The organism is Citrobacter sp. 172116965, assembly GCF_013458095.1.
Lineage (GTDB): Bacteria > Pseudomonadota > Gammaproteobacteria > Enterobacterales > Enterobacteriaceae > Citrobacter > Citrobacter braakii.
Genome location: NZ_CP046673.1, coordinates 2,591,819 through 2,617,608, shown reverse-complemented (window position 1 = coordinate 2,617,608; position 25,790 = coordinate 2,591,819). Strand labels below are relative to the sequence as shown.

At 50.0% G+C, this 25,790-nt stretch carries 23 protein-coding genes and 1 pseudogene; 11 read left to right on the top strand and 13 right to left on the bottom strand.

Going from position 1 to position 25,790, the window contains the following annotated elements; all coding sequences use genetic code 11:
• The first annotated feature begins 58 nt into the window (after positions 1-58).
• Positions 59-319 (top strand): DUF2534 family protein, encoded by a 261-nt coding sequence (locus GPJ68_RS12635; protein ID WP_003020403.1) that lies wholly within the window; start codon positions 59-61, stop codon positions 317-319.
• A 48-nt stretch (positions 320-367) separates the two neighbouring features.
• On the opposite strand, the gene uspE is transcribed toward GPJ68_RS12635, so the two are convergent.
• The 3 genes from uspE to ogt form a co-directional block, all read right to left on the bottom strand.
• Positions 368-1,318 carry a universal stress protein UspE gene (uspE, locus tag GPJ68_RS12630; RefSeq protein ID WP_016153204.1) on the bottom strand — a complete coding sequence of 317 codons (951 nt, stop codon included), beginning with the start codon at positions 1,316-1,318 and terminating at the stop codon, positions 368-370.
• Positions 1,319-1,469: 151 nt separating this feature from the next.
• Positions 1,470-2,222, bottom strand: a complete 753-nt coding sequence (gene fnr / locus GPJ68_RS12625) for a fumarate/nitrate reduction transcriptional regulator Fnr (protein WP_003020397.1) — start codon at positions 2,220-2,222, stop codon at positions 1,470-1,472.
• A 194-nt stretch (positions 2,223-2,416) separates the two neighbouring features.
• Complete coding sequence (gene ogt, locus GPJ68_RS12620) at positions 2,417-2,932, bottom strand: methylated-DNA--[protein]-cysteine S-methyltransferase (RefSeq protein WP_016153203.1); 516 nt, start codon at positions 2,930-2,932, stop codon at positions 2,417-2,419.
• A gap of 213 nt (positions 2,933-3,145) precedes the next feature.
• On the opposite strand from ogt, the gene smrA reads away from it, so the two are divergent.
• A complete protein-coding gene (gene smrA / locus GPJ68_RS12615; RefSeq protein ID WP_053388543.1) occupies positions 3,146-3,709 on the top strand; it encodes a DNA endonuclease SmrA in 564 nt (187 codons plus the stop codon).
• A gap of 12 nt (positions 3,710-3,721) precedes the next feature.
• On the opposite strand, the gene GPJ68_RS12610 is transcribed toward smrA, so the two are convergent.
• Positions 3,722-4,954 carry a sensor domain-containing diguanylate cyclase gene (locus GPJ68_RS12610; protein WP_104652048.1) on the bottom strand — a complete coding sequence of 411 codons (1,233 nt, stop codon included), beginning with the start codon at positions 4,952-4,954 and terminating at the stop codon, positions 3,722-3,724.
• Between the two features lie 67 nt (positions 4,955-5,021).
• On the bottom strand, positions 5,022-7,136 hold the full coding sequence (locus GPJ68_RS12605) for a bifunctional diguanylate cyclase/phosphodiesterase (protein WP_049270686.1): 2,115 nt from the start codon (positions 7,134-7,136) through the stop codon (positions 5,022-5,024).
• Positions 7,137-7,546: 410 nt separating this feature from the next.
• On the opposite strand from GPJ68_RS12605, the gene GPJ68_RS12600 reads away from it, so the two are divergent.
• The 4 genes from GPJ68_RS12600 to dbpA all read left to right on the top strand — a co-directional run bounded on the left by GPJ68_RS12600 (position 7,547) and on the right by dbpA (position 11,641).
• Positions 7,547-8,656, top strand: a complete 1,110-nt coding sequence (locus GPJ68_RS12600) for a methyl-accepting chemotaxis protein (RefSeq protein ID WP_180836697.1) — start codon at positions 7,547-7,549, stop codon at positions 8,654-8,656.
• 156 nt (positions 8,657-8,812) lie between these two features.
• Entirely contained in the window at positions 8,813-9,796 is a 984-nt protein-coding gene (gene zntB, locus GPJ68_RS12595; protein ID WP_016153198.1) for a zinc transporter ZntB, read from the top strand.
• 275 nt (positions 9,797-10,071) lie between these two features.
• Entirely contained in the window at positions 10,072-10,239 is a 168-nt protein-coding gene (locus GPJ68_RS12590; protein ID WP_016153197.1) for a hypothetical protein, read from the top strand.
• A gap of 28 nt (positions 10,240-10,267) precedes the next feature.
• Positions 10,268-11,641 carry an ATP-dependent RNA helicase DbpA gene (dbpA, locus tag GPJ68_RS12585; RefSeq protein ID WP_104652046.1) on the top strand — a complete coding sequence of 458 codons (1,374 nt, stop codon included), beginning with the start codon at positions 10,268-10,270 and terminating at the stop codon, positions 11,639-11,641.
• Positions 11,642-11,690: 49 nt separating this feature from the next.
• On the opposite strand, the gene ttcA is transcribed toward dbpA, so the two are convergent.
• The 5 genes and pseudogenes from ttcA to nifJ form a co-directional block, all read right to left on the bottom strand.
• On the bottom strand, positions 11,691-12,626 hold the full coding sequence (ttcA, locus tag GPJ68_RS12580; RefSeq protein WP_104652045.1) for a tRNA 2-thiocytidine(32) synthetase TtcA: 936 nt from the start codon (positions 12,624-12,626) through the stop codon (positions 11,691-11,693).
• Positions 12,627-12,824: 198 nt separating this feature from the next.
• Positions 12,825-13,259 (bottom strand): universal stress protein UspF, encoded by a 435-nt coding sequence (gene uspF, locus GPJ68_RS12575; RefSeq protein ID WP_016153190.1) that lies wholly within the window; start codon positions 13,257-13,259, stop codon positions 12,825-12,827.
• 81 nt (positions 13,260-13,340) lie between these two features.
• A complete protein-coding gene (locus GPJ68_RS12570) occupies positions 13,341-13,553 on the bottom strand; it encodes a KTSC domain-containing protein (protein ID WP_043016208.1) in 213 nt (70 codons plus the stop codon).
• 145 nt (positions 13,554-13,698) lie between these two features.
• Complete coding sequence (ompC, locus tag GPJ68_RS12565; protein ID WP_047417332.1) at positions 13,699-14,835, bottom strand: porin OmpC; 1,137 nt, start codon at positions 14,833-14,835, stop codon at positions 13,699-13,701.
• A gap of 367 nt (positions 14,836-15,202) precedes the next feature.
• A pseudogene (nifJ, locus tag GPJ68_RS12560) lies at positions 15,203-18,728 on the bottom strand (pyruvate:ferredoxin (flavodoxin) oxidoreductase).
• Positions 18,729-19,002: 274 nt separating this feature from the next.
• Here nifJ and GPJ68_RS12555 point away from each other — a divergent pair.
• The gene (locus GPJ68_RS12555; protein WP_003020360.1) at positions 19,003-19,269 is read left to right on the top strand and encodes a DUF333 domain-containing protein; all 267 of its coding nucleotides are present in this window, start codon (positions 19,003-19,005) and stop codon (positions 19,267-19,269) included.
• A 13-nt stretch (positions 19,270-19,282) separates the two neighbouring features.
• Here the strand turns inward: GPJ68_RS12555 and hslJ are convergent, their stop codons facing one another.
• Positions 19,283-19,702, bottom strand: coding sequence for a heat shock protein HslJ (hslJ, locus tag GPJ68_RS12550; protein WP_094761302.1), 420 nt, complete (start codon positions 19,700-19,702; stop codon positions 19,283-19,285).
• Between the two features lie 112 nt (positions 19,703-19,814).
• Positions 19,815-20,804: a 2-hydroxyacid dehydrogenase gene (locus GPJ68_RS12545; RefSeq protein ID WP_003833196.1), complete on the bottom strand. Its 990-nt coding sequence runs from the start codon at positions 20,802-20,804 to the stop codon at positions 19,815-19,817.
• Between the two features lie 690 nt (positions 20,805-21,494).
• Between GPJ68_RS12545 and GPJ68_RS12540 the strand changes: the two genes are divergently transcribed.
• The 4 genes from GPJ68_RS12540 (at position 21,495) to GPJ68_RS12525 (ending at position 24,966) form a co-directional block, all read left to right on the top strand.
• The gene (locus tag GPJ68_RS12540) at positions 21,495-24,134 is read left to right on the top strand and encodes a YdbH family protein (RefSeq protein ID WP_104652043.1); all 2,640 of its coding nucleotides are present in this window, start codon (positions 21,495-21,497) and stop codon (positions 24,132-24,134) included.
• Positions 24,131-24,322 carry a YnbE family lipoprotein gene (locus GPJ68_RS12535; RefSeq protein ID WP_016156612.1) on the top strand — a complete coding sequence of 64 codons (192 nt, stop codon included), beginning with the start codon at positions 24,131-24,133 and terminating at the stop codon, positions 24,320-24,322. Before GPJ68_RS12540 ends, GPJ68_RS12535 begins: the two co-directional genes overlap by 4 nt.
• Before the next feature lie 7 nt (positions 24,323-24,329).
• Positions 24,330-24,653 carry a YdbL family protein gene (locus tag GPJ68_RS12530; RefSeq protein WP_016156611.1) on the top strand — a complete coding sequence of 108 codons (324 nt, stop codon included), beginning with the start codon at positions 24,330-24,332 and terminating at the stop codon, positions 24,651-24,653.
• Between the two features lie 127 nt (positions 24,654-24,780).
• Entirely contained in the window at positions 24,781-24,966 is a 186-nt protein-coding gene (locus GPJ68_RS12525; protein WP_016153181.1) for a hypothetical protein, read from the top strand.
• 43 nt (positions 24,967-25,009) lie between these two features.
• Here the strand turns inward: GPJ68_RS12525 and azoR are convergent, their stop codons facing one another.
• The gene (azoR, locus tag GPJ68_RS12520; protein ID WP_006684422.1) at positions 25,010-25,615 is read right to left on the bottom strand and encodes an FMN-dependent NADH-azoreductase; all 606 of its coding nucleotides are present in this window, start codon (positions 25,613-25,615) and stop codon (positions 25,010-25,012) included.
• Between the last annotated feature and the right edge of the window lie 175 nt (positions 25,616-25,790).

Here is a 25,790-nt window from a genome sequence, read left to right as displayed (position 1 = left end):
ATGTCATGGTATTGTTAGCGCAAAGTAACAAGGTTTTCATCTGCAAAAGGACAGTACTATGATCATGGCTAAGCTGAAGACAGCGAAGGGACGGAAGTTTTTGTTGTGCCTGCTTGGGGTGTTTATTATCGCAGCGTCGGTCGTGACGCGAGCGACGATCGGTGGTGTGATTGAACAGTATGACATTCCGCTATCCGACTGGACCGCTTCAATGTACGCTATTCAATCGGCAATGATTTGTGTCTACAGCATGGTGTTTACGATTCTGTTGGCTATCCCGCTGGGAATCTATTTCCTCGGCGGCGAAGAGCAACACTAAGCGTTTGTTATGCCGGATGAGATCGCCATCCGGCATTGAGTTGTGTGGTTAATCGTCTTCTTCATCATCCAGTTCAACTGGCGTCTGATATTCATCCGGCTTGATGACCAGCAGGTCGCAGCGTAGGTGATCGATAACCTGTTCAGCGGTGTTACCAAGGAACGCGGCAGAAATACCGGTACGACCGACGGTACCCAGTACTACAATACCCGCCTGCAAGTGCTCGGCTAAATCAGGAATGACCTCTTCAGGCAATCCTTTTTCAACGTGCGTCACTTTCTCATCGATACTGAATTTCTGGCGCAACGCCTTCATGGCCAGCAGATGCTGTCCACGGATCGCGTCGTTATAAACGCTGGGGTCAAACTCTGGTAGTTCAATTGCGATATTGATTGGCGTAACAGGGTAGGCGCCAACCAGATGCACTTCAGTATGGTTAACCTGTTCTGCCAGTTGCAGCGTCTCTTTGACCAGTTTTTCATTGAGCGCGTTGTGATAAGGCTCTTCACTGGCGAGGTTCACGGCAACCAGCGCTTTACCCTCTTCAGGCCATGGCTGGTCTTTAACCATCCATACCGGGCTTGGACATTTGCGCAATAAATGCCAGTCGGTAGGGGTGAAAATTACGGCTTCGAGGCGGTCGTGTTGGTGTGCCATTTTGAGGACCAGGTCATGCTGAGCGCTAATGACTTCCTGGATGATGGCTTCAAAGGGACGGTTGTGCCATACCACTTTTATTTCAAGAGGGATCCCTGCTTCGATGTAGTATTTTGCTTGTTCACGGATCCATGCTGTTCGCTGGCTGATGACCCCCTGACGCATTGCCGTACGCTCATCGGGCGACAGCAGGGTAGTCATCTCGTAGGAAAAGTCATAGATTGGCAAAAAGGCTTTAATTTTGCCACCAATCCGTTGATGCAAATAAACAGCTCGCCGTAATGCTGGTTGATCGTCCTGGTTTGGATCGATGACGACCAGCATATTTTTATACATAGCCATACAGGGTCTCCTTACAACTGTCATCGCAGTTTGTAATTAAAAGAGTAACCCAATAATGTGGATTGAAACAGGGGAGAACCTCCTGCCAGATCAATAAATCGGGAAAATTTAGCGATTTGACAGAAGGATAACAGAAATGCTTGCGGAAAGATTACGCAACGTTACGTGTGTGGCCAGCAAGAACTGCCAGCGCGTCGCTATTCTCAATAGTTATGTATTTGCCTTTCACTGCCAGCATACCGCTTTTCTGGAAACGACCCAACAGGCGGCTGATGGTTTCAACCGTCAGACCCAGGTAGTTACCGATGTCGCCGCGGGTCATGGTCAGGCGGAACTCACGAGGCGAGAATCCGCGCTGGGCAAAGCGGCGAGACAAGTTGTAGATAAAGGCCGCCAGGCGCTCTTCTGCATTTTTCTTCGACAACAGCAGGATCATATCCTGGTCGCCTTTGATTTCGCCACTCATCAGACGCATCATCTGCTGACGCAGATTCGGCATTTTTCCGGACAGGTCATCAAGGGTTTCGAAAGGAATTTCGCAAACCATTGAGGTTTCCAGCGCCTGGGCAAAGCTCGGGTGATGTCCGCTGCCAATCGCGTCAAAACCGACCAGATCACCCGCCAGATGGAAGCCGGTAATTTGCTCATCGCCTTGTTCGGTAATGGTATAGCTTTTAATCGTTCCGGAGCGGATAGCGTAGAGTGATTTAAGTTCATCACCTGCTTTAAAGAGCGTTTGCCCCTTTTGGATAGGCTTTTTGCGCTCGATGATGTTATCGAGCTGGTCAAGCTCATGCTCGTTAAGTGTGAACGGGATGCAAAGCTGGCTGATGCTGCAATCCTGGCAATGGATAGCACAACCGCCAGACTGAATGCGCCGTATAATTCGCTTTTCCGGGATCATAGGTCTGCTCAAGCCGTAATTGATATTTGTCAATTTTAACATCTTTTTGGTGAGCACGTAAGCCTGAGCTACTCCCAATAGAGAATAATTCAGGTATAACCGGAATGAATGTTTGTATCTCCTTGATTAACCGCATTTAATTTGTGGTCACATTATGCGAAAGTGTGACGAATAAGGCATTAATTGCCTGGAATCTAGAGTAGCAAATAGCCTTCGTGACGCAATAACCACTCTTTTCGCTGTACGCCGCCAGCATATCCAGTCATGGTGCCGTTACGCCCAATGACGCGATGGCAGGGGACCACAATGCTTACCGGGTTGGCGCCATTGGCCGCACCGACGGCTCTTGCAGCACCGGCGCGCCCTAACTGTTCGGCCAGTTGACCATAGTGCATGACCTGCCCACAAGGGATAGTGCGTAATGCTTGCCAGACCTCACGCTGGAAAGGCGTGCCAGCCGTTGCCGTTTCCAGCGTGTCAATAATGCTGAGATTCCCGGCAAAATACTCCGACAGTTTATCGCTTAATCCGCCAGGGTTTTTGGCTGTAATACGCTGATAACCTTCTGTGCGGTAATGAATATCCAGCAATTGTTCCATGCGATCGCGGTGCTGATCCCATTCCACCGCGCGCAGGCGAAATTGCTCATCACAAATAACCCACAGCGGGCCCAGCGGCGTGTCGATGGTGTCTTCCAGTAAGTTCAGCATCCGTTTCTCTCATTACAGCGTTCAGGCGAGGTTACACATTATCACGGCAGCAACAGTTGCAGCTATACCCCTAAAAACGGATATCTGTATGTCGTGAGTAGATCTTTTCAGCGGAGCGAGCTAGGTGAATTATTGGAAATAATCGTAAACCGTTGTCGGTATAATAGTGCGCGGTTATGATAATGCTCGTCGTAATTCGCTGGAGGAAGAAACATGAATCTTGATGATGCTTCGCTGTTTCTGGATGCTATGGGGGATGTCCAACCACTGAAGGGCTGCGCCGATGTACACTGGCAGCCAACGCGTAATATCCGCACTCCGGCGCGTATCGATACGCTTCAACTGGATAACTTTCTCACGACGGGGTTTCTCGATATTATCCCGTTGAACGAGCCGCTGGAGTTTCGTCGCGAAGGTTTACAGCACGGCGTGACTGACAAACTGCGAACCGGAAGATATCCGCAGCAGGCGAGCCTTAATCTCATCCGCCAGCCCGTAGAAACATGCCGCCAGATGCTATTCAGTTTTATTCTGCAGGCACAGCAAGATGGATTACGTAACGTGCTGGTGATACACGGTAAGGGGCGTGACGATAACGCTCATGCCAATATTGTTCGCAGCTATGTGGCGCGCTGGCTGACAGAATTTGATGACGTCCAGGCCTACTGCGCCGCTTTGCCGCATCACGGCGGCAGCGGGGCATGCTATGTGGCATTACGTAAAACCGCGCAGGCAAAACAGGAAAACTGGGAGCGTCACGCTAAGCGCAGCCGCTGATCAACGTATTCATCAGGCGGCCAATACTCTGTTCCTGCCTTCGTGCTTGGCTTTGTACAACGCGTCGTCCACGCGTTTGAATAATTCATCAATACTTTCGTTCGTTTCGTGCCGCGCAACGCCAATGCTGACGGTAAAGCGGGGAAGACCAGGGAGAGTAACCTTGGCTACCGTTGCGCGGATCACTTCTGCAAGATTGAGGGCGACATCCAGCGAGGTTCGCGGCAGCAGCAGCACAAATTCTTCACCACCCCAGCGAAAAATAAGATCGTCTTTTCGTGCACAGGATTCCAGTGTGCGGGCCAGAGCGCAAAGCACTTCATCGCCTTTTAAATGACCGAAGAGATCGTTAATGCTTTTAAAACGATCGGTGTCGATCAATAACAGGCTGTAGTCCTGCGTCAATGATACCGCATGCGTCTGCTCCGGCTCGGTTACCTGATAAAAATGTCGGCGATTAAGTAATCCCGTTAAGGGGTCACGCAGAGCGGCATGCTCAAGCTCCTGTTCCAGCCGTTTTTGTTCGGTAATATCATGAATAATGCATAACATGAGTTTATTACCGTAAATTTCAATCGGTCCGGCGTAGGTTTGCACATGACGTGAGGTGCCGTCTGCCAGTTTATGGACAAAGTGCAAAGGCTTATGGCCGCCGGGCAGATGGGCGATTTCATGCATCACCGGCAATATATGGCGGCCCAGCATGTTGATCTCCCAAGTATGTTTCTGGCACATCACATCAAGGTTGTAACCATAAAAATTCAGGGCACTGAGGTTTGCATCAACGATCAGGCCATCGCGGGACGGATCAATCAGTAACATTGGCGCGGAGTTGGTCTGGAAAAAACGCGCATAAAAGCCCTGTTTTTTTCGTTGATAAGTTGCTGAACGGCTGGCTTTCAGGCCTTGCGCAGTTGGCGTTTCAATGCCTTCGAAAAGGATAACATCCCCCACGCCCGGCAGAGATTTAATGGACAGGCGGCTGGCCAACGCGATTTCCTCACCATCGCGGTAAACCGTGAGGATCTCAACAACGTGATGATGATTGCTCAAGTCACTGAGATACATGGTTAAATCATGTTGAGAATGCGTTGAGAATATGCCCTTGCGCAGTGGGGAAAAACAGAGATCCTGCATTAACTCACGTGCAACGATATTAGCGAACACCAGTTCTTCGGTTTGTGGCGAAACAATCCACACCGGAAAGGTTAACAAATCCAGTGAATGCAGCTCGGTTGTGCTCATCGATAATCCCGTTATCTTTATCTGCTGTGTTGCCCGTTTAATGGCGAATATTTTAGATATTACAGTCTCACAAAGTTATTGATTGTCGGTGAGACAAGGGTTGTACGACTGGCTTTTGTTTGATGCTGTTTTCTGATTGGATCAATTCATGAATCTTATGCGCTGGCAGCGGTTTTGCAAACAGGAAACCTTGCAGCATGCTACATCCCATCTGGGTAAGAAGTAATTCCTGCTCCTGGGTTTCTATTCCTTCAGCCACCACGCGCATATTCATGGAGTGAGCTATGTCAATAATGGTAGACACAATTTTTGTATTTTTACTGTTCTCGCTAATATCTTTGACAAATATCCTGTCGATTTTTAATTCCCGTGCCGGAAGTGACTTCAACATCAATATATTTGAATAACCAGTGCCGAAATCATCAATAGAAACGGTGATCCCCAAAGCAGAGAAAGCATTCAGGATTTCAATACTGCGTTTTAAATTTTTAAGTGCAGTGCTCTCCGTGAGCTCCAGCGTGAGACAGGCAGGTGAAATTTGGTATTGCGCCAGGGCGTTGCAAACAACATCAATAATATCATGCTGTTCAAACTGGGCGGGTGAGAGGTTAACGGCGAGCGTCCATTCTTTATTCCCTTGTAATGTCCACTGATGCAACTGCAAACATGCCTGTTGGATAACCCATCTGCCGACGGGGATAATCAGGCCCGTTTCTTCCAGCGCAGGCAGAAATTCAGCCGGTAGCAGCATGCCGCGCTCCGGATGATGCCAGCGTAATAATGCTTCAAAACCAGTCAGGGAATGATCTCCGGCGGTATATTTAGGCTGATACCATAGCTCAAACTGGTTGCGTTCAAGCGCTTGTGAAAGTTCCTGTAGAAATGTCGGCGGCGTATCAGCGATAGCTTCCATCTGGGGACTATAAATAGCCCAGCCGTTTCTGCCCGCCTGTTTGACATGATACATCGCCATATCGGCCTTCACTTTTAGCTCATGCAGTGTCGAGCCATGTTCGGGATAAATACTGCTCCCCGCACTTAACGAAACCCGAATGGTATGACCGAATAAGGTAAAGGGGTCACCGATCGCATCTGAGATTCGCGCAAGCAAGGCGGAGATAGCCTGCTGGTTGCAGTCTGGAACCAGCAGGATAAATTCATCTCCCCCCAGTCTTGCCAGCGTCATTGAATCATCAAGGCAACTGTAAATACGCTGTGTACTGGCAATCAGCAGTTGATCACCGATGTGATGCCCCCAGGTATCGTTAACGACTTTAAAACGATCGAGGTCGATAAATACCAACGCGAAATGCTGTTGATGCAATTTGGAATGCCGCAGGCAGGCCTGTAAGCAGGTATCTATTTGCGTTCGATTAGCAAGTCCCGTCAGCGCGTCGAAGTGGACCTGATGTTCAAGCTGGCAGTTCAACTGATGCAGGTTGTCAGCCAGTCGGGAAGTGCGCAGTTGTGAATCCACCATTGAGACGACCAGCATGATACCCAAAATAATCAGCGTGACGGCGCAGACCCAGACAGAGAGTTCCAGCGTACTGAGCCCATCGTGCGCAGTGTGTCCAAAATGGGTGAACGTTGCCGCTCCCATACCGGTGTAATGCATAGAAGCAATTGCCAGCGCCATAATAAGGGCAGCAATAAGTCGGTTAATCAGCACGCGACGGGTGTTTTGGCGTAAATGGAAGGCCAGCCATAAACCTACGCCAGACGCAACGACGGCAATAATTACAGAGAGCAATATCAGCGAGCGATCCCATGAGATGGCCACATGTTCGATAATGGCATACATGCCAACGTAGTGCATCGTGACAACGCCGGCACTCAATATGCTGGTGGCAATGACCAGTCGTTTTGTTGATAACGTATTACCGGAAATAGCGATATTGATGGCGAGGGTTGCAGAAATGAGCGCAATAAAGAACGAAAACGCGGTGAGTGATAGGTGATAATTGATCGGCATAGTCATTTTCATGGCCAGCATACCGATAAAATGCATCGACCAGATCCCCATACCCAGCGTAGCGCCGCCAGATAGCCGCCAGAAGGTAGATTCACGTTTGCTGGAGATTGCTACCTTACCCGCACTGTCGAGGGCAATAAAGGAGGCAATAAATGCGACAACAAAGGAAATCCCAATCAATACAGGGTCCCACGACACGTGCAACATCTTACTACCTATCGAAAAAAAGCCGTGATGATAAATCTAGCAGGTTTTGTCCAGTTAACCTGATAAAACCAGGAATGTTCTTGTGTTTTTACAATGAGTATTAGAGCGAAGGGCAAGATATTGAAAATGACAAGCCATTACTTATATAAACATTCATAAAAATTATGTTTCTGTGTGTTTTATGCTCGTCACGTGCTCGCCATCACAATAATCTGATGGTGGGGAACATTACCGCCATTGGCGGGATAAAGTGCTGAACTATTATGAATGGCTAGTGTAATTTATTGACTTAAGTAAAAGGTCTGCTGGCTCTCATTGAAAGTTCAGCTTTCGTCACAGAGCAATGGAAATCTGTAATGCAGATGCTATAAAAATAACATCCACGTTATTTCTTGGTGCACAGGGTTAAAATGTTAAATGATATTAGCGTCAGAACCTTCATTATTTTATTTCTGCTCATTACAGCCGTTGTGCTCAATGTTGTTGAAATGATTTTTTCGGCTACCCCAGAAATTATTATTGGTACTAATGCGGTAAGCATTATTTCTATATTATGTTTGTGGTGGTACATGACGAAATATCTGGTCATGCCGATTAATACGGTTAAAAGAAGCATTGAAGAAGTAACATCCGGGAATCTGGCAATCAGTATTCCCGAGTTTGGTAATAACTGTGCGGGTAGACTAATTCCTGGCATCAATAGCTTATCAAGTAATATTTCAGCATTCGTTAATGAGATCAGAACATCCTCGCAAACGGCGATGACGCTTTCTGAACAGCTGGCGGAACGCAGCGCCGAGCTTTCAGTGAAAACAGAACAGCAATCCGGAGCATTAATGCAGACGGCTGCCAACATGGATGAAATAGCGGTTAATACGCGAAATAATGCTGATAACACGCAAATAGCCAGCGCCCAGGCAACAATTGCCACGCAATGCGCCCGTCAGGGTGGCGAATTAATGGTGCAGGTTGCGACAAATATGCGTTCAATCACCGAATGCGCACAGCAAATGACAGAAATTATTACGCTGATAGATGGTATTGCATTCCAGACCAATATTCTGGCATTGAATGCTGCTGTGGAAGCTGCAAGGGCCGGTGAACATGGCAAAGGGTTTTCCGTGGTGGCCGGTGAGGTAAGAATGCTTGCACACCGCAGTGCAGATGCAGCTAAGAATATTAAGCAACTGATTGCCCAAACCCATCAAAATGTTCAGCAAGGCGCTGCTATTGTGCGTGAAGCTGAGAAAAACATGCATGATATTGTCGGGGGAGCCGGGCAATTAAACCAACTGATGGGCGAGATATTAACCACTACGCAGGAGCAGGAGAAAGGAATTATCAGAATTACCCATGCTCTGGCCGAACTGGAGAACGTCACCCAAAGTAATGCCATTATGGTTGATGAGCTTTCTGACTCATCAGGTATCCTGAAAAACCAGGTGATTGACCTTCAATCGCGAACGCATAAATTTCGCTTAAGTCATACGCTTGAATCAGAGAAACGCCAGCGGGCCTGAGAGGGGCATCTCTTAACCAGCGCCGCATTCGTCGGCGCTTTTCTTATTATCAGATACTTTTTATGAATCATTTCAGCACAATGGGACAATGAGATATTGCTTAACATATTCTGACAGCTAGACTAACGAAAAAAGCTGAATGTTTGTGGAGGCGCTGTGGAAGCCATTAAGGGAACGGATGTTAATGTGCCGGATGCCGTGTTTGCCTGGCTGTTGGATGGCCGTGGTGGGGTGAAGCCACTGGAAGATAACGATGTTATCGACAGTCAACATCCCTGCTGGCTGCATCTTAATTATACCCATCCTGAAAGCGCGCAATGGCTGGCGACAACGCCTTTACTTCCCAATAACGTGCGTGATGCGCTGGCGGGTGAAAGCACGCGCCCACGCGTAAGCCGGGTAGGGGAAGGTACGTTGATTACGCTGCGCTGTATTAACGGCAGCACCGACGAGCGACCTGACCAACTGGTTGCGATGCGCTTATATATGGATGAACGTCTGATTGTCTCAACGCGTCAGCGTAAAGTATTGGCGCTGGATGATGTGGTCAGCGATCTCCAGGAAGGCACGGGAGCGGCTGATTGTGGTAGTTGGCTGGTGGATGTTTGCGATGCACTAACCGATCATGCCAGTGAGTTTATCGAACAACTGCACGATAAGATTATCGATCTGGAAGATAACCTGCTCGATCAGCAGATTCCGCCGCGTGGTTTCCTGGCATTGCTGCGTAAGCAGTTAATTGTGATGCGCCGCTATATGGCGCCTCAACGCGATGTCTATTCCCGGCTGGCGAGCGAACGTTTTTCCTGGATGACCGACGACCATCGGCGGCGGATGCAGGATATCGCTGACAGGCTAGGGAGAGGGCTGGATGAAATAGATGCCTGTATTGCCAGGACCGGTATTATGGCGGATGAAATTGCGCAGGTTATGCAGGAGTCTCTGGCTCGCCGAACGTATACAATGTCATTGATGGCAATGGTTTTTCTTCCCAGCACATTTTTAACCGGGCTGTTTGGCGTTAACCTCGGCGGTATCCCTGGCGGTGGCTGGCAGTTTGGCTTCTCACTTTTTTGTATTCTGTTAGTGGTCCTGATTGGTGGTGTTACTTTATGGTTGCATCGTAGTAAATGGTTGTAACAACAACGTTTTTTAGTGACTTTTGCGCATGAAAACGTCCTGGTTTTTGAGCGAAGTCAATAAACCATCTACCTATTCGGGGCAATATCTCTCTCGCAGGTGAATGCAACGTCAAGCGATGGGCGTTGCGCTCCATATTGTCTTACTTCCTTTTTTGAATTACTGCATAGCACAATTGATTCGTACGACGCCGACTTAGATTAGTCGGCTTTTTTTTGCCTGCAGGAAATCAGCGTCTACCCTAAAAGAGCCAACCTGAATAACTGGAGGGGTATATGAACTGTCTGATTGCAACACCGCACACTGATTCGCTACCGACCGACCCGGTTCCCATTCCCGATCCCATACCTCGTCCGCAGCCAATGCCGGATCCGCCACCGGATGAAGAGCCGATTAAATTGTCGCATCGCGGGCGCAGATCTGCGAGGATACGCGCCTGCTGATTGTGAGTTTTTACCGCGAGATTAAATTGTGACCGCTTTTTCAACCCTGAATGTTTTACCTGCTGCCCAACTCGAGAATCTTAACGAGCTGGGTTATCTTGAAATGACGCCTGTTCAGGCTGCTGCGTTACCGGCAATTCTGGCGGGGAAAGATGTTCGCGTGCAGGCTAAAACCGGCAGTGGCAAAACGGCGGCTTTTGGTCTTGGATTATTACAGCATGTTGATGTCGCGCTGTTTCAGACGCAGTCCCTGGTGCTGTGCCCAACGCGCGAGCTTGCTGACCAGGTGGCGGGTGAGCTGCGTCGCTTAGCGCGCTTTCTGCCAAACACCAAGATCTTAACGTTGTGCGGTGGGCAGCCCTTTGGCGCACAACGTGACTCCCTGCAGCATGCGCCACATATTATTGTCGCCACGCCGGGGCGTTTACTCGACCATCTGCAAAAAGGCACTGTTTCTCTGGATGCCCTGAATACGCTGGTGATGGATGAAGCCGATCGCATGCTGGATATGGGCTTTAGCGATGCGATTGATGATGTCATTCGCTTTGCGCCAGCTTCGCGTCAGACCTTACTGTTTTCTGCGACCTGGCCGGAAGCCATTGCCGCCATTAGTGGCCGGGTGCAACAAAATCCATTAACGATCGAAATTGATACCGTTGACGCGCTGCCGGCGATTGAGCAGCAGTTTTTCGAAACTTCCAGCCACGGCAAAATTCCGCTGCTGCAAAAATTGCTCAGTCAGCATCAACCTGCATCATGCGTAGTTTTTTGTAATACCAAAAAAGATTGTCAGGCCGTGTGTGACGCACTGAATGCGGCGGGGCAAAGCGCGCTCTCACTGCATGGCGATCTTGAGCAGCGCGATCGCGATCAAACGCTGGTGCGTTTTGCCAACGGCAGCGCGCGCATTCTGGTTGCTACCGATGTGGCCGCGCGTGGTCTGGATATTAAATCACTTGAGCTGGTGGTTAACTTCGAACTGGCGTGGGATCCGGAAGTCCACGTCCATCGTATCGGACGTACCGCGCGTGCCGGCAACAGTGGTCTGGCGATTAGCTTCTGTGCACCGGAAGAAGCGCAGCGGGCCAATATTCTTTCTGAAATGTTGCAACTGAAGCTGAACTGGCTGCCAGCCCCAGCTAACGGCCCAATCCTGCCGCTGGAAGCTGAGATGGCGACGTTATGCATTGATGGCGGTAAAAAGGCTAAAATGCGTCCCGGCGATGTTCTCGGCGCGCTGACCGGTGATATTGGTCTGGAAGGCGCCGATATCGGCAAAATTGCCGTTCATCCTGCGCATGTCTATGTCGCTGTTCGCCAGACTGTAGCGCATAAGGCATGGAAGCAATTGCAAAACGGTAAGATAAAAGGCAAGACTTGCCGGGTTCGGTTATTGAAATAACCACTCGTCGGAGCGCCAGATGGCGCTCCGCTTATCCGGCACTATCGACTTACTTCACTTCCACGACGTTCAGGCGCAGCTCATCCAGTTGAGCATCTTCTTCTTCTGGCTGCCACCCCGCAGGCTGCAACGGGATCTCTTCACGATCGAACGCTAAATCACCGCCGTCCACAACCTCTGAACCGTGCCTGATGCCTTTAAAATCGAACAGATTGATATCGCTCAGATGTGAAGGTACAACGTTCTGCATTGCGCTGAACATGGTTTCAATACGCCCTGGATAGCGTTTGTCCCAGTCGCGCAGCATATCGGCAATGACCTGACGCTGCAGGTTAGGCTGTGAGCCGCACAGATTACATGGAATAATCGGGAAACCTTTCGCTTCGGAGAAACGCTCGATATCTTTCTCACGGCAGTAAGCCAGCGGACGGATAACGATATGTTTACCGTCATCGCTCATCAGTTTCGGCGGCATACCTTTCATCTTCCCGCCGTAGAACATGTTTAAAAACAGTGTTTGCAGGATGTCGTCGCGATGGTGACCGAGCGCAATCTTGGTGGCGCCTAACTCAGTTGCCGTGCGGTACAGAATGCCGCGACGCAGGCGAGAACAGAGCGAGCAGGTCGTTTTGCCTTCAGGGATTTTATCTTTGACGATCCCGTAGGTGTTTTCTTCGACAATCTTATACTCCACGCCCAGTTGTTCCAGATATTCCGGCAGAATATGCTCCGGGAAGCCAGGTTGTTTCTGATCGAGGTTAACCGCAACTAAGGAAAAACTGATCGGGGCGCTTTGCTGCAAATTACGCAGGATCTCCAGCATGGTATAGCTGTCTTTCCCCCCGGAAAGGCACACCATAATGCGATCGCCGTCTTCGATCATATTGAAGTCGGCAATGGCTTCGCCCACGTTACGGCGCAGACGTTTTTGCAATTTGTTCAGGTTGTATTGTTCTTTCTTACTAATATCTTGATTTTGCGACATTTAATAGAGGCTCAATTCATAGTGTGGCATCAGAAGAGTATGCATCACGCCGGATAGTCCGGCAAAAGAAGTCTGATATAAAAACTGTGGCGTGTATGGTACGGATAAGCGGGAAAAATGTCAGCACATTTAGGACAGGAATCGTGGGGTATAAGAGGTAGAAACAAAAAGCCCGCAGCGATGTGCGGGCCAGACAGCTTAGCGGACTACCAGTACCGAACACTCCGCATGACGCACCACGGCTGCGGCGTTAGACCCCAGCAGGTAGGTAGTGATGTCAGGTCGATGTGAGGCAATAATGACCATATCAGCCGGTAATTTTTTGGCCATCTCCAGAATCTTATCTTTTGGCGCACCTTCTGTGACATGAACGTGCACTCTGTCCGTTGGGATATTGAACTTCTTGATAATCTCTTCCAGTTGAGATTTTGCTTCGGCTTTCAGATCTTCCATGGCCGGTAACTCTGCCGAGTAGGCCAATCCCAGGGAAGCATAATAGGGCAGTGACGGAATTACGGTCAAAAAATGAACCTGTGCATCGTCAATTTTTGCCTCTGCTTCAACATGGGCAATAACACGTTGAGTTAATTCTGAGTCTGAAATATCGATGGGTACAAGAATCGTTCTGTTCATAAAACCTCCTGTTTAAGTATCCACCCAAAGCTTACCGCGTAATGGCACTTTATGTACAATGACAAAGATCACATTTTGGCATCACTTTATTTTTATTTCAGGAAACTTTCCTTTTATTACTCCATCGTAAAATCGACCTTTAGAAACGACGCTCAGGAAATCACGAAAAATACGAGCAGGGACATGCTGATATTGCAGAGTAGCCAACTGGTGAAAGCGAATTTCTAGCGTGCGGGAGGATTCGTCATAGCCGACGGATGCAATACGGGATGATTTTACAGGATGATGATTCATTGCAGGTATCCTCTACTACAGGTCTTAATGCAAGATATCATCTATCAGAGATGTGTTTTAGCGCAACAGATATAATGTTTTGATCTGGATAAAACAGAATTGTTAGAACATAAAGAGAGCCCGCTGTTGCCAGCGGGCTGACGGATTAGAACTGGTAAACCATACCCAGTGCTACTACGTCATCGGTAGAGATGCCGTTGTTAGCGTAGAAGCTATCGTCTTCGTCCAGCAGGTTGATTTTGTAATCAACGTAGGTAGACATGTTTTTGTTGAAGTAGTAAGTCGCACCTACGTCAGCATATTTAACCAGATCTTTGTCGCCATCGACATTGTTCAGATCTTTACCTTTAGACATCAGGAAAGACACTGCCGGACGCAGACCGAAGTCAAACTGGTACTGAGCAGTAACTTCAAAGTTTTGAGTTTTGTTTGCAATGCCACCGCCGTTATCACTATCCGTGCTTCCAAACGGAGTCATGTTGCGGGTTTCAGAATACATGGTTGCCAGATAGATGTTATTTGCATCGTATTTCAGACCCGCAGTCCAAGCGTCAGCTTTGTCACCGCCTGCATACTGACCAAGAGCATTACCTGCACTGACTTGTTCATTCGTACGGTCAGATGATGCGTATGCCACGCCAGCGCTGAAGCCCTTACCAAAGTCATAAGTGGTGGAAATACCAAAGCCGTCGCCGTTTTCATGACGAACATCGCGACCGTTATTGGTGCCTTCCTGACCATTAGAAGCACCTTCATTGTTACCCTGATACTGTAGGGCAAAGTTCAGACCGTTAACCAGACCGAAGAAATCAGTATTACGGTAGGTTGCCACACCGTTAGCACGACCTGTCATAAAGTTATCGGCGTTGGTGTAAGAGTCGCCACCAAATTCCGGCAGCATATCAGTCCAGCCTTCCACGTCGTACAGAACGCCGTAGTTACGGCCGTAGTCGAATGAGCCGTAGTCGCCAAATTTCAGGCCAGCAAATGCCAGACGGGTCCAGGACTGATTCTCTGAAGATTCAGTATTGTTAGCTTGAACGTTGTATTCCCACTGACCGTAACCAGTCAGTTGGTCGTTAATCTGAGTTTCGCCTTTGAAGCCCAGACGAACATAAGACTGATCACCATCTTTGGAAGAATCATCAGAGAAATAATGCAGGCCGTCTACTTTGCCATAGAGATCTAATTTGTTGCCGTCTTTATTATAAACTTCAGCCGCGTGAGCAGCGCCTGCAGCCAGCAGGGCAGGAATTACGAGAGCCAGTACTTTTCTGTTCATTGAAATAATCCTTTAGTTTTTTTATTAACCTGTGACTACCCATGTAGGGAGTAAAAGCATGCTAAAGGAGAAGTTCCGTAAAGGGATAAATATGAATTGTTACGCCTTAAGTAAAACCTTAAAGAAATAATTCTACGGAAATGATGATAATTGTGGTGAATGTATGGATGGTAAATATATAAAATAAAAATTATACAAGTGAATTGTGTTGGGCTATTCTGCGCGTGTTATATGCCTTTATTGTCACGTTTTATTTTTCGTTGACGTATTGATAGCTATTATTAATTAGCCAGCGAATAAATTGACAAGCCCGAACAACTGTTCGGGCTTTTTTTTTGGGTTCCAGGTTAATACTGAGATAAACGCATTACTCGGTACCGCTCTTTTCCGCTTTTCCAGCCAACTGCGCAAGGAAGTCGTAGCGTTTTTGCAGATCGGCTGCGGCGTCTTTCCAGAGCTGTTCTGCGACTTCTGGCTGTTGGGTATTCAGACGACGGAAGCGCTGCTCGTTAAGCAATGTTTCGGCCAGGGCGTCTGACGGTGGCCGAGAGTCCAGCGCCAGCGGCAGCTTACCTTCATCTGCTCGACGCGGATCAAAGCGGTACAGCGGCCAGAACCCGGTTGCCGTGAGCTGACGCATCTGATCATGGCTTAGTGCGAGATCGTAACCATGCTCTTCACATGGGCTATAGGCGATAATCAGCGACGGACCTGGATAGGCTTCCGCTTCCTGGATAGCTTTCACCGTCTGGTTCAACTGCGCGCCCAGAGAGATTTGTGCAACATACACGTGCCCGTACATCATCATACTGACGCCAAGATCTTTGCGAGCTTTGCGTTTGCCATGCTCACCAAATTTAGTGACGGCCCCGAGCGGCGTAGCTTTCGACGCTTGTCCGCCTGTATTGGAGTAACACTGGGTATCCAGTACCAAAATATTGACGTTCTCGGTCAGGCTCAGGACGTGATCCAGTCCCCCAAAACCAATATCGTAAGCCCAGCCATCACCGCCAATCAGCCAGATAGATTTCTCGACCAGCGCATCGGCATCGGTTAACAACTGCTGTGCGCCGTCGACATCTTTCAGGTGCTGGCGCAGTGCTGCAACTTGCTCACGGCGCACCTCTGGCGTAGCTTCAGCGTGCAGGGCGTCATTCAGTTCAGCCGGAATGTTATCGGCAAACTGTTCCACTAAACGCATGACGCGTACACGGTGCTGATCCACCGTCAGGCGGAAGCCCAGCCCAAACTCGGCGTTATCCTCAAACAGGGAGTTTGCCCACGCAGGCCCGCGACCATTGGCGTCGGTGGTGTAAGGCGTTGAGGGCAGGTTACCGCCATAAATTGATGAACAGCCGGTCGCATTGGCGATCAGCATACGGTCGCCGTACAACTGCGTAAGCAATTTGATATACGGCGTTTCACCACAGCCAGAGCAGGCACCAGAGTACTCAAACAGCGGTGTTATCAACTGCGAGGTACGAATATCAATGCGTTCCAGTTTAGTGCGATCGATTTCCGGCAGATTGAGGAAGTAGTCATAGTTAACTTTTTCTTCTTCCACGTGCTCAAGGCGCGACATCATATTGATGGCCTTGATCTCCGGGTTCTGGCGATCTTTCGCCGGGCATACTTCGACGCACAGATTACACCCGGTGCAATCCTCTGGCGCAACCTGCAGGACATATTTCTGACCGCGCATATCGCGTGATTTCACGTCCAGAGAATGCAGGCTGGCAGGGGCATTTTCCATCGCTTCTGGTGAAACCACTTTGGCGCGGATAGCCGAGTGCGGGCAAGCGGCTACGCAGTGGTTACACTGGGTACACAGCTCTTCTTTCCAGATGGGGATCTCTTCGGCGATATTGCGTTTTTCCCAACGCGTGGTGCCCATCGGCCAGGTGCCGTCTGGCGGCAGCGCTGAAACGGGGAGAGCATCGCCCAGACCGGCGAGCATTGCCGCGGTGACGGTTTTCACGAAATCAGGTGCGGCATCAGAAACCACCGGTGGGCGATTAGCGCTATGTGAGTCAACCGGCTGAAGCGCCACTTCGGCGACGGATTCACGCGCCAGGGCCAGCGCCTGCCAGTTACGTTCAACCAGATCCTGTCCTTTACTGCTATAGCTTTTCGCAATCGCACCCTGCAATTCAGCCAGAGCGCTGTCGCCTGGTAAGATTTGCGTCAGATGGAAGAACGCCATCTGCATAACGGTGTTAATACGTGCAGCCAGACCGCATTCGCGGGCAATTTTGGCCGCATTAATCACGTAGAAACGCGCTTTCTTCTGATTCAGAACAGCCTGAACTTCCTGCGGCAGACGTGTCCAGACTTCATCCACACTGTACGGGGTATTAAGCAGGAATATACCGCCAGGTTTCAGGCGCTCAGCCATCTGATACTTATCGATAAATTGCAACTGGTGACAACCAACAAAATCGGCTTGCGACACCAGATACGCTGAGCGAATAGGTTGTTCACTAACGCGCAGGTGAGAAACCGTCAGACCGCCTGCTTTTTTCGAGTCATAGACGAAATAACCCTGCGCATACCACGGCGTAGAGTTACCGATAATCTTGATGTTGTTTTTGGTGGCCGACACGCTACCGTCACTGCCCAGCCCGTAAAACAGTGCCTCGAGCTTCGCGGTACCGGGCAGGGTGTTTTCCGGTAACGGTAGCGACAGGTTGGTGACATCATCATAGATACCGACCGTAAAGCGAGATTTCGGCTTCGCGCTACTCAGCTCATTAAAGACCGCCATGACGCAGTCCGGGCCAAACTCTTTGGAAGAAAGGCCATAACGCCCGCCAATCACGCGCGGTAGCGTTTCTCGTTCGCCGCAGTTAAAGGCTTCCGCCAGCGCGGTCATTACATCCAGATACAACGGTTCAGCTTGCGCGCCGGGCTCTTTGGTGCGATCCAGGACGGCGATGCTCCGTACCGTTTCCGGCAGAGCGCGCAGTAAATGTTTGGCAGAGAATGGGCGGAACAGACGCACTTTCAGAACGCCAACTTTCTCGCCGCGTGCCAGCAGCTCTTCGACGACTTCTTCACTGGTTCCAATCGCCGAGCCCATCAAAATAATGACGCGTTCTGCCTGCGGGTGACCGTAGTATTCAAATGGCTGGTACTGACGGCCCGTCGCAGCAGCGAAATCGTTCATCGCCTGTTCTACGTGATCGTAAACCGCGTTGTACCACGGGTTTGTTGCTTCGCGTGACTGGAAGTAGGTGTCCGGGTTCGCAGACGTACCGCGAATAACCGGATGCTCTGGGTTGAGCGCGCGCGCGCGATGAGCATCGATTTCTGCCTGCGGCATCAGCCCGAGGATTGTGTCATCGGCCAGCGGCACTATTTTATTAATTTCATGCGATGTGCGAAAACCATCAAAGAAATGAATAAACGGGACCCGGCTTTTCAGGGTGGCCATTTGCGAAATTAGCGCAAAGTCTTGTGCTTCCTGAACGCTGCTGGCGCACAGCATTGCGCATCCCGTTTGGCGCACCGCCATCACGTCGGAATGATCGCCAAAGATGGATAATGCGTGAGTGGCAATCGTACGCGCCGCAACGTGCAGCACAAACGGAGTCAACTGACCGGCCAGTTTGTACAGCGTCGGGATCATCAGCAACAGGCCCTGCGATGAAGTAAACGACGTAGAGAGCGCACCGGTCTGCAACGCGCCGTGAACGGTCGCTATCGCACCGCCCTTCCGACTGCATTTCTACGACACGAGGGGTATCCCCCCACACGTTTTTAAGCCCGTTCCCGGCCCAGGCATCCGCCTGTTCAGCCATCGTCGAACTGGGCGTAATCGGGTAGATGGCGATAACCTCGCTGGTACGAAATGCGACCGAAGCAACCGCACCATTACCGTCAATTGTGATCATACTGACACCCTTACATTGCGCAAAAAAAGGGACACGCGTAACAGCGGCGAATCCTGTAGTTATCCTTTTAGTTTAGCAAAAGCGCTAAAGACAGATTTTCGCTTTTGTGTCCCTCGAATAAACAGAATGAATGGTTTGATCAAAGGAGCAGCCAAAAAATTGCCAGAAAATGTAAACAGTGCGCATAAATGCGCATATTGCCTCTCGACGGCGGTGTTTCCGCTGCCTATTATTTATGGCTGTGTCGTTTGGTTAATATTCAGAGGGGAGTAAGATGCGCGCAGCGTTTTGGGTAGGGTGTGCCGCGTTATTATTATCGGCTTGTAGTAGTGAACCTGTTCAGCAGGCAACCGCCGCGCATGTCGCACCGGGGATGAAGGCCGCAATGTCCAGTTCTGGAGAAGCTAATTGCGCCATGATTGGTGGTTCGCTCTCCGTTGCCCGTCAGCTGGATGGTTCAGCTATCGGAATGTGTGCGTTACCCAACGGCAAACGCTGTAGTGAGCAGTCGCTTGCCGCCGGAAGCTGTGGCAACTATTAAGCCACCGCGTTTCCTACATTAAATCCGCGAGTTTATACGTCAGCGTTTGTTCTGCTGTCGCCAGTGTTAACTGGTCAGCAGTCAGATCGACCTGTGCGCCTTGCTTAAACATGTCGCTGACGATCCCGTCGAGCGCGTTAAGCTGCGGATCGGCGCACATCATGCGGGTCATCGCCATATCTTTAACCTTCAACTCGCCGTCGGACAGTTTGCCCTGACCGTGGAATTGATTACACATCTTTCCCGATACCGTCATGTTTTCGCCAAAACTCAATTCGGGTGGGTTATTAGCGACGGTGACGGCTTTACCATTCACGCTCTGCAAAACGAAGCGGTGATGCTGCAACTGTTCGCGATTGACGGAAACTTTTCCATTGCTCACACAGCCAGCCATCAGCATGCTGAGCGCAACCAACGTGACAACTTTTTTCATTCAATTTCTCTACGTTTGTGACGGGAATACATTCAATATAATAATGATACTGAAGATTTTAGCATCGGTGATTATCTGAAAATGCCCCCCTGAATCCAGGGGAGCACAGGGATTAGAAGAGGGCGTTTGGACAGGTTTCGCCTTTGGAGATTTGTGCCAGATTTTGCAGCGTGGTCTCAGAAATGCTGGTCAATGCTTCGGCAGTCAGGAACGCCTGGTGACCGGTGAACAGCACGTTATGACAGGCCGACAGGCGGCGGAACACATCATCCTGAATCACGTCATTGGATTTATCTTCAAAGAACAGGTCGCGTTCGTTTTCATACACGTCCATACCCAGAGAACCAATTTTCTGGTTTTTCAGCGCATCGATAGCGGCTTGTGAATCGATCAATGCCCCGCGGCTGGTGTTAATAACCATCACGCCATTTTTCATTTGCTCAAAGGCTTCGTGATTGAGCAGGTGATAATTCTCCGGCGTTAACGGACAGTGCAGGGAGATAACATCGGACTCCGCGAACAGCGTTTTAAGATCGACATATTCAACGCCTAACTCCAGTGCGGCAGCGCTTGGGTAAGGATCAAACGCCAGCAGGCGCATCCCAAAACCTTTCAGGATCCGCAGTGCCGCAATCCCAATCTTACCGGTACCGATCACCCCAGCCGTTTTGCCATACATGGTAAAGCCGGTCAGCCCCTCAAGAGAGAAGTTGGCATCACGAGTACGCTGATAGGCGCGGTGAATACGGCGATTCAACGTCATCATCATGCCAATCGCATGTTCAGCGACGGCTTCCGGTGAATAGGCTGGCACACGGACGACCTGCAGGCCGAGCTCTTTTGCCGCGTCGAGATCGACGTTATTGAATCCGGCGCAACGCAGCGCAATATATTTCACGCCATGCTTTTTCAGCTCTTCCAGAACCGGGCGGCTGCCATCGTCGTTGACGAAGATACAGACAGCTTCACAGCCATGGGCTGTTTTGGCTGTTTTCTCCGTCAGCAGAAAGTCAAAGAATTCAAGTTCAAAACCAAAAGCCTCGTTAACCTGCTGCAGATACTTCTTGTCGTACTGTTTTGTACTATAGATGGCGAGTTTCATAAGACTTTCTCCAGTGATTTTGACGTCACATTAATCCAATTCAAATTATTTTACAAAATCTAAAAAGTTATTGATAGTCATAGGCGTAATGAATAATTTCAGCGCATCTGTTGTTAGTGTGGGCAGGTTACTCAATTTCAACAACTGGATATTTTTCCGTCCAACTCAATACCCGTAATCGATGCAGGTAAAAAGCCAGCCGAATCACATCCAGACAGCTACGCTTATACAGGTAGCAAATATCGGGAGGGGTCATGTTAACTCACTCTGAAGCAAAGCGATGGGCCACCTTAATGCTTAAGGCGGCATTATGTGATGGTATGAAACCTGAGGAGATTTCCCGGCAGGTACATCTGGTCTGCGATCATCATGGTAGGGAGTGCCTCGAAGAGCTCATTGAGGAAATCCTGATAGAAGCTGGTCGTTTAGGACCTAAACATAGCGATGGAGAACTGAGGCCTCATTGAGTCTGAGTTCTTTATATTCCCGACGGCACGTGTAATAGCGTGCCATATAAAATAACGCACTATCTTATTGAATTGATTATTATTTTATTAATTCTCGTTGATTGATAAATAGTGCATATACTTCATGGGAATTTATTCTTAATGTGGGCATATCCTGTTAAACATGCCACAATACTGGCCTAAACCGGCTTAAATTTTCGCTAAATCAGGATATTAACTACCCATGAAGGGTAAATATAAAGCCGCTCTGGCACTTCTCTTATTATTGATTCTCGTGCCGCTGACGTTGGTCATGACGCTTGGCCTGTGGGTTCCTACGCTGGTGGGCGTCTGGTTACCTGTTGGCACGCGCATCGCGCTGGATGAGAGCCCACGGTTGACACGGCATGGGCTGCATATCCCGGAACTCCGCTATCTGGTCGATGATTGCCCGCTAGCGCGCATTACTCAGGCCGATCTTTCCCATCCCAGCCGCTGGTTGCTCAATGTCGGGACAATTGAGCTGGATTCCGCTTGCCTGGCTAAATTACCGCAGACAGAAGCGTCTCCGGCAGCGCCCAAAACGCTGGCTGAATGGCAATCGATGCTGCCCAATACCTGGATTAACATCGACAAAGTTATTCTCTCCCCCTGGCAGGAGTGGCAGGGAAAACTGTCTCTCTCGCTAACGCCATCGACCCAGCAACTGCGCTACCAGGGTGAAAAAGTGAAATTCCAGGGGCGTCTGCACGGGCAAAATCTCACGGTAAATGAGCTGGATATAGCCGCGTTTGAAGGGCAACCGCCGGTAAAACTGGTCGGTGAATTTACCATGCCACTGGTTCCTGATGGACTACCGGTGAGCGGTCATGCGGTTGCTACTCTGAGCTTGCCGCAGGAGCCCTCACTGGTGGACGCCGAACTGGAGTGGCAAGAAAACAGCGGACAACTGATCGTCATGGCGCGGGATAATGCCGATCCGTTGCTCGATCTTCCGTGGGAAATAACCCGTCAGCAATTAACCATCAGCGACGGTCGCTGGAACTGGCCTTATCAGGGATTCCCGCTCAGCGGGCGGTTGGGCATGAAAGTTGAAAACTGGCAGGCCGGGCTGGAAAATGCGGTGGTGAGCGGGCGTCTGAACATATTGACCCAAGGCGATGCAGGTAAAGGAAACGCCGTATTAACGCTGGGGCCGGGTAAGCTGGGTGTGGATAGTAGTGATATGCCGTTACAGTTAATAGGCGAGGCGAAACAGGGTGACCTGATCTTCTACGCCAAATTACCCGCCAGACTCACCGGAAGCCTGAACGACCCGCAGCTTACTTTCGAGCCAGGAGCGCTGCTGCGTTCGCGTGGACGGGTGATTGACTCGCTGGATATTGACGAAATTCGCTGGCCGCTGGCGGGCGTAAAAGTAACGCAGCGCGGCGTAGATGGCCGTCTGCAGGCTATATTGCGCGCGCATGAAAACCAGATGGGCGGTTTTGAATTGCATCTGGATGGTCTGGCAAATGATTTTCTCCCTGACGCGGGTCGCTGGCAGTGGCGGTACTGGGGCAAAGGCAGCTTTACGCCAATGCATGCGCGTTGGGACGTGGCGGGTAAGGGCGAATGGCATGACAACACCCTGAAGCTTTTTGATCTCTCCACCGGATTTGACCACCTGCAATACGGCACCATGAAGGTGGAAACCCCACGCCTGGTGATGGACGAGCCGATCGTCTGGGTACGGGATGCCAACAAACCGACTTTTAGCGGCGCGCTGTCGCTGGACGCAGGGAACACCACCTTTACCGGGGGGAGCGTGTTACCGCCGTCAACCCTGAAGTTCAGCGTGGAAGGCACCGACCCGACGATTTTCCAGTTTAAAGGCCAGCTTCACGCGGGCGCGATAGGTCCAGTACAGGTAAATGGCCGTTGGGACGGGATCCGCCTGCGCGGACAGGCCTGGTGGCCAAAACAATCGCTCACCGTATTCCAACCGCTCATCCCACCAGACTGGAAAATGAAGCTACGTGAAGGTGAACTGTATGCGCAGGTTGCGTTTTCGGCTGCCCCGGAACAGGGCTTTGAAGCGGGCGGCCATGGGGTATTAAAAGGCGGTAGCGCCTGGATGCCCGATAACCAAATTAATGGCGTCGATTTTGTGTTGCCTTTCCGGTTTAGTGAAGGCGCATGGCAACTGGGTACGCGTGGACCTATTTCACTACGTATTGCGGAAGTGGTGAATCAGGTGACGGTGAAAAATATCGCCGCCGATCTACAGGGGGCGTATCCCTGGAGTGAAGACAATCCGTTACTGTTAAGCGATGTCAGCGCCGAACTGCTAGGGGGCAAAGTCATCATGCAACAACTGCGGATGCCGCAGCACGATCCGGCATTATTACGGGTGCAGAATATCTCTTCCAGCGAGCTTATCAGCGCGGTTAATCCCAAGCAATTCGCTATGTCTGGCCCGGTCAGCGGTGCGTTGCCGTTATGGCTGGATAACGAAAAGTGGATCATTAAAGACGGCTGGCTGACCAATCCGGGGCCTATGACGCTGCGTATTGATAAAGACACGGCGGATGCCGTCGTCAAAGATAATATGGCAGCCGGTGCGGCCATTAACTGGCTGCGTTATATGGAAATAAGCCATTCCTGGACGAAAATAAATTTGGATAATCTCGGTGTCTTAACCATGCAGGCAACCGTAACTGGCAATAGCCGGGTGGATGGCAAAGTGGGGACGGTTAATTTGAATTACACCCATGAGGAAAACGTCTTTACGCTATGGCGTAGTTTGCGTTTTGGCGACAATTTACAGGCATGGCTTGAACAAAATGCAGCGCTGCCAGAATCCCATTGCCCGGAAGGCAAGGAATGTGAGGAACAACAATGAAAACGATAGCTGCCATGCTGGGTCTGCTGGCTTCATCTCTGCTGATCGGGTGCACACCCAGAATCGAAGTGGCTGCGCCTAAAGAGCCGATCACTATTAATATGAACGTCAAAATCGAGCATGAGATCCATATCAAAGTCGATAAAGACGTTGAGAGCTTATTAAAATCGCGCAGCGATTTGTTCTGAGGTCACGATGAAAAAACAGCTTGCAGTGATCCTGGTGGCATTGAGTTTATTCAGTGGCAATGGGTGGGCATTGACCTTGAATGAAGCCAGATCCCAGGGGCGGGTGGGCGAAACGCTTAATGGTTATCTGGTGGCATTGCAAACCGACGCCGAAACGCAGGCGCTGGTGAGTGAGATTAATAAAGCACGCAGCGCCAGCTATCAGCAACTGGCTGAGAGCAATAACATTCCTCCAGATGAAGTGGCGAAAATGGCCGGACAAAAGCTGGTCGCTCGGGCTAAACCAGGGGAGTACGTCCAGGGCATCAATGGTAAGTGGTTGAGAAAATAATAAATCTTCTCTGCACACAACCGGAGAGGCACGACGCTGACTTATTCATCGACATCGCAATAGTTGCCACACGGCATCAAACTGAGGCTGATATAGTTCAACACCGGTCGCGTTGCGGAGTGAAATCATGTGGCTTTTCAAGTGGTATGTCTGGAATCGTTGGATATTCAAGCTGTTAAGCCGGGATGTTGCCGAGCCAGAACAATTTTTGCTGCATTGCTGGGAAGAGAATCTGGCGAAGTGCAGAGATTATGCAACCATCTGGCGCGATATTAACCGCATTCACGGCAAACAGGTGCAGGTAAAGAAGTAAATGCTGGAGAAACCCTCCCACCGGATGGTGAGAGGGTGAAGTATCAGGCAGCGACGACGCTGTCGATAGCGGCTTTCGCATCGGACTGAGCTTTGGACGCCACTTCCGGGCCGTACGCAATGCCTTCAGCAAAGACGACGTTCACGTCGGTGATGCCAATAAAGCCCAGGAATACGTTCAGATACGGCGTGATCAGGTCGGTCGGCGTATCTTTATGGATACCACCACGGCTGGTCAACACGACTGCGCGTTTACCCGTCACCAGACCTTCCGGACCTTTCTCGGTATAACGGAAAGTCACACCTGCACGGGCAATCAGATCGAAATAGTTTTTCAGCTGGGTTGGGATGTTGAAGTTATACATCGGCGCGGCGATAACAATCACATCATGCGCTTTCAGCTCAGCAATCAGCTCATCGGACAACGCCAGCGCTTCCTGCTGACGCGGTGTCAGCGGCGCATCGCTCGGGCGCAGCGCACCCACCAGTTCGCCATCCAGTACCGGAACAGGATTTGCAGCCAGGTCACGGACGGTGATTTCATCAGCGGAGTGCTTTTCACGCCACTGTTCAACAAAATAATCAGACAACTGACCAGACTGAGAGTACCCTGCCAGAATACTGGATTTAAGAACTAATACCTTGCTCATGGGTGTTTCCTTTTATGTGTTTGAAGGGGGAGTGCCCCGTTGCTTGTTGACACTTTATTCACAATCCTGTCGCAGTGATAGCGCAATATATCGAATCCTATGTTCGAAATTATTGAACAACACATGAAAAGCGCTGATGTGGTACTCTATACCTATCATCTAAAAGAGATTTAAC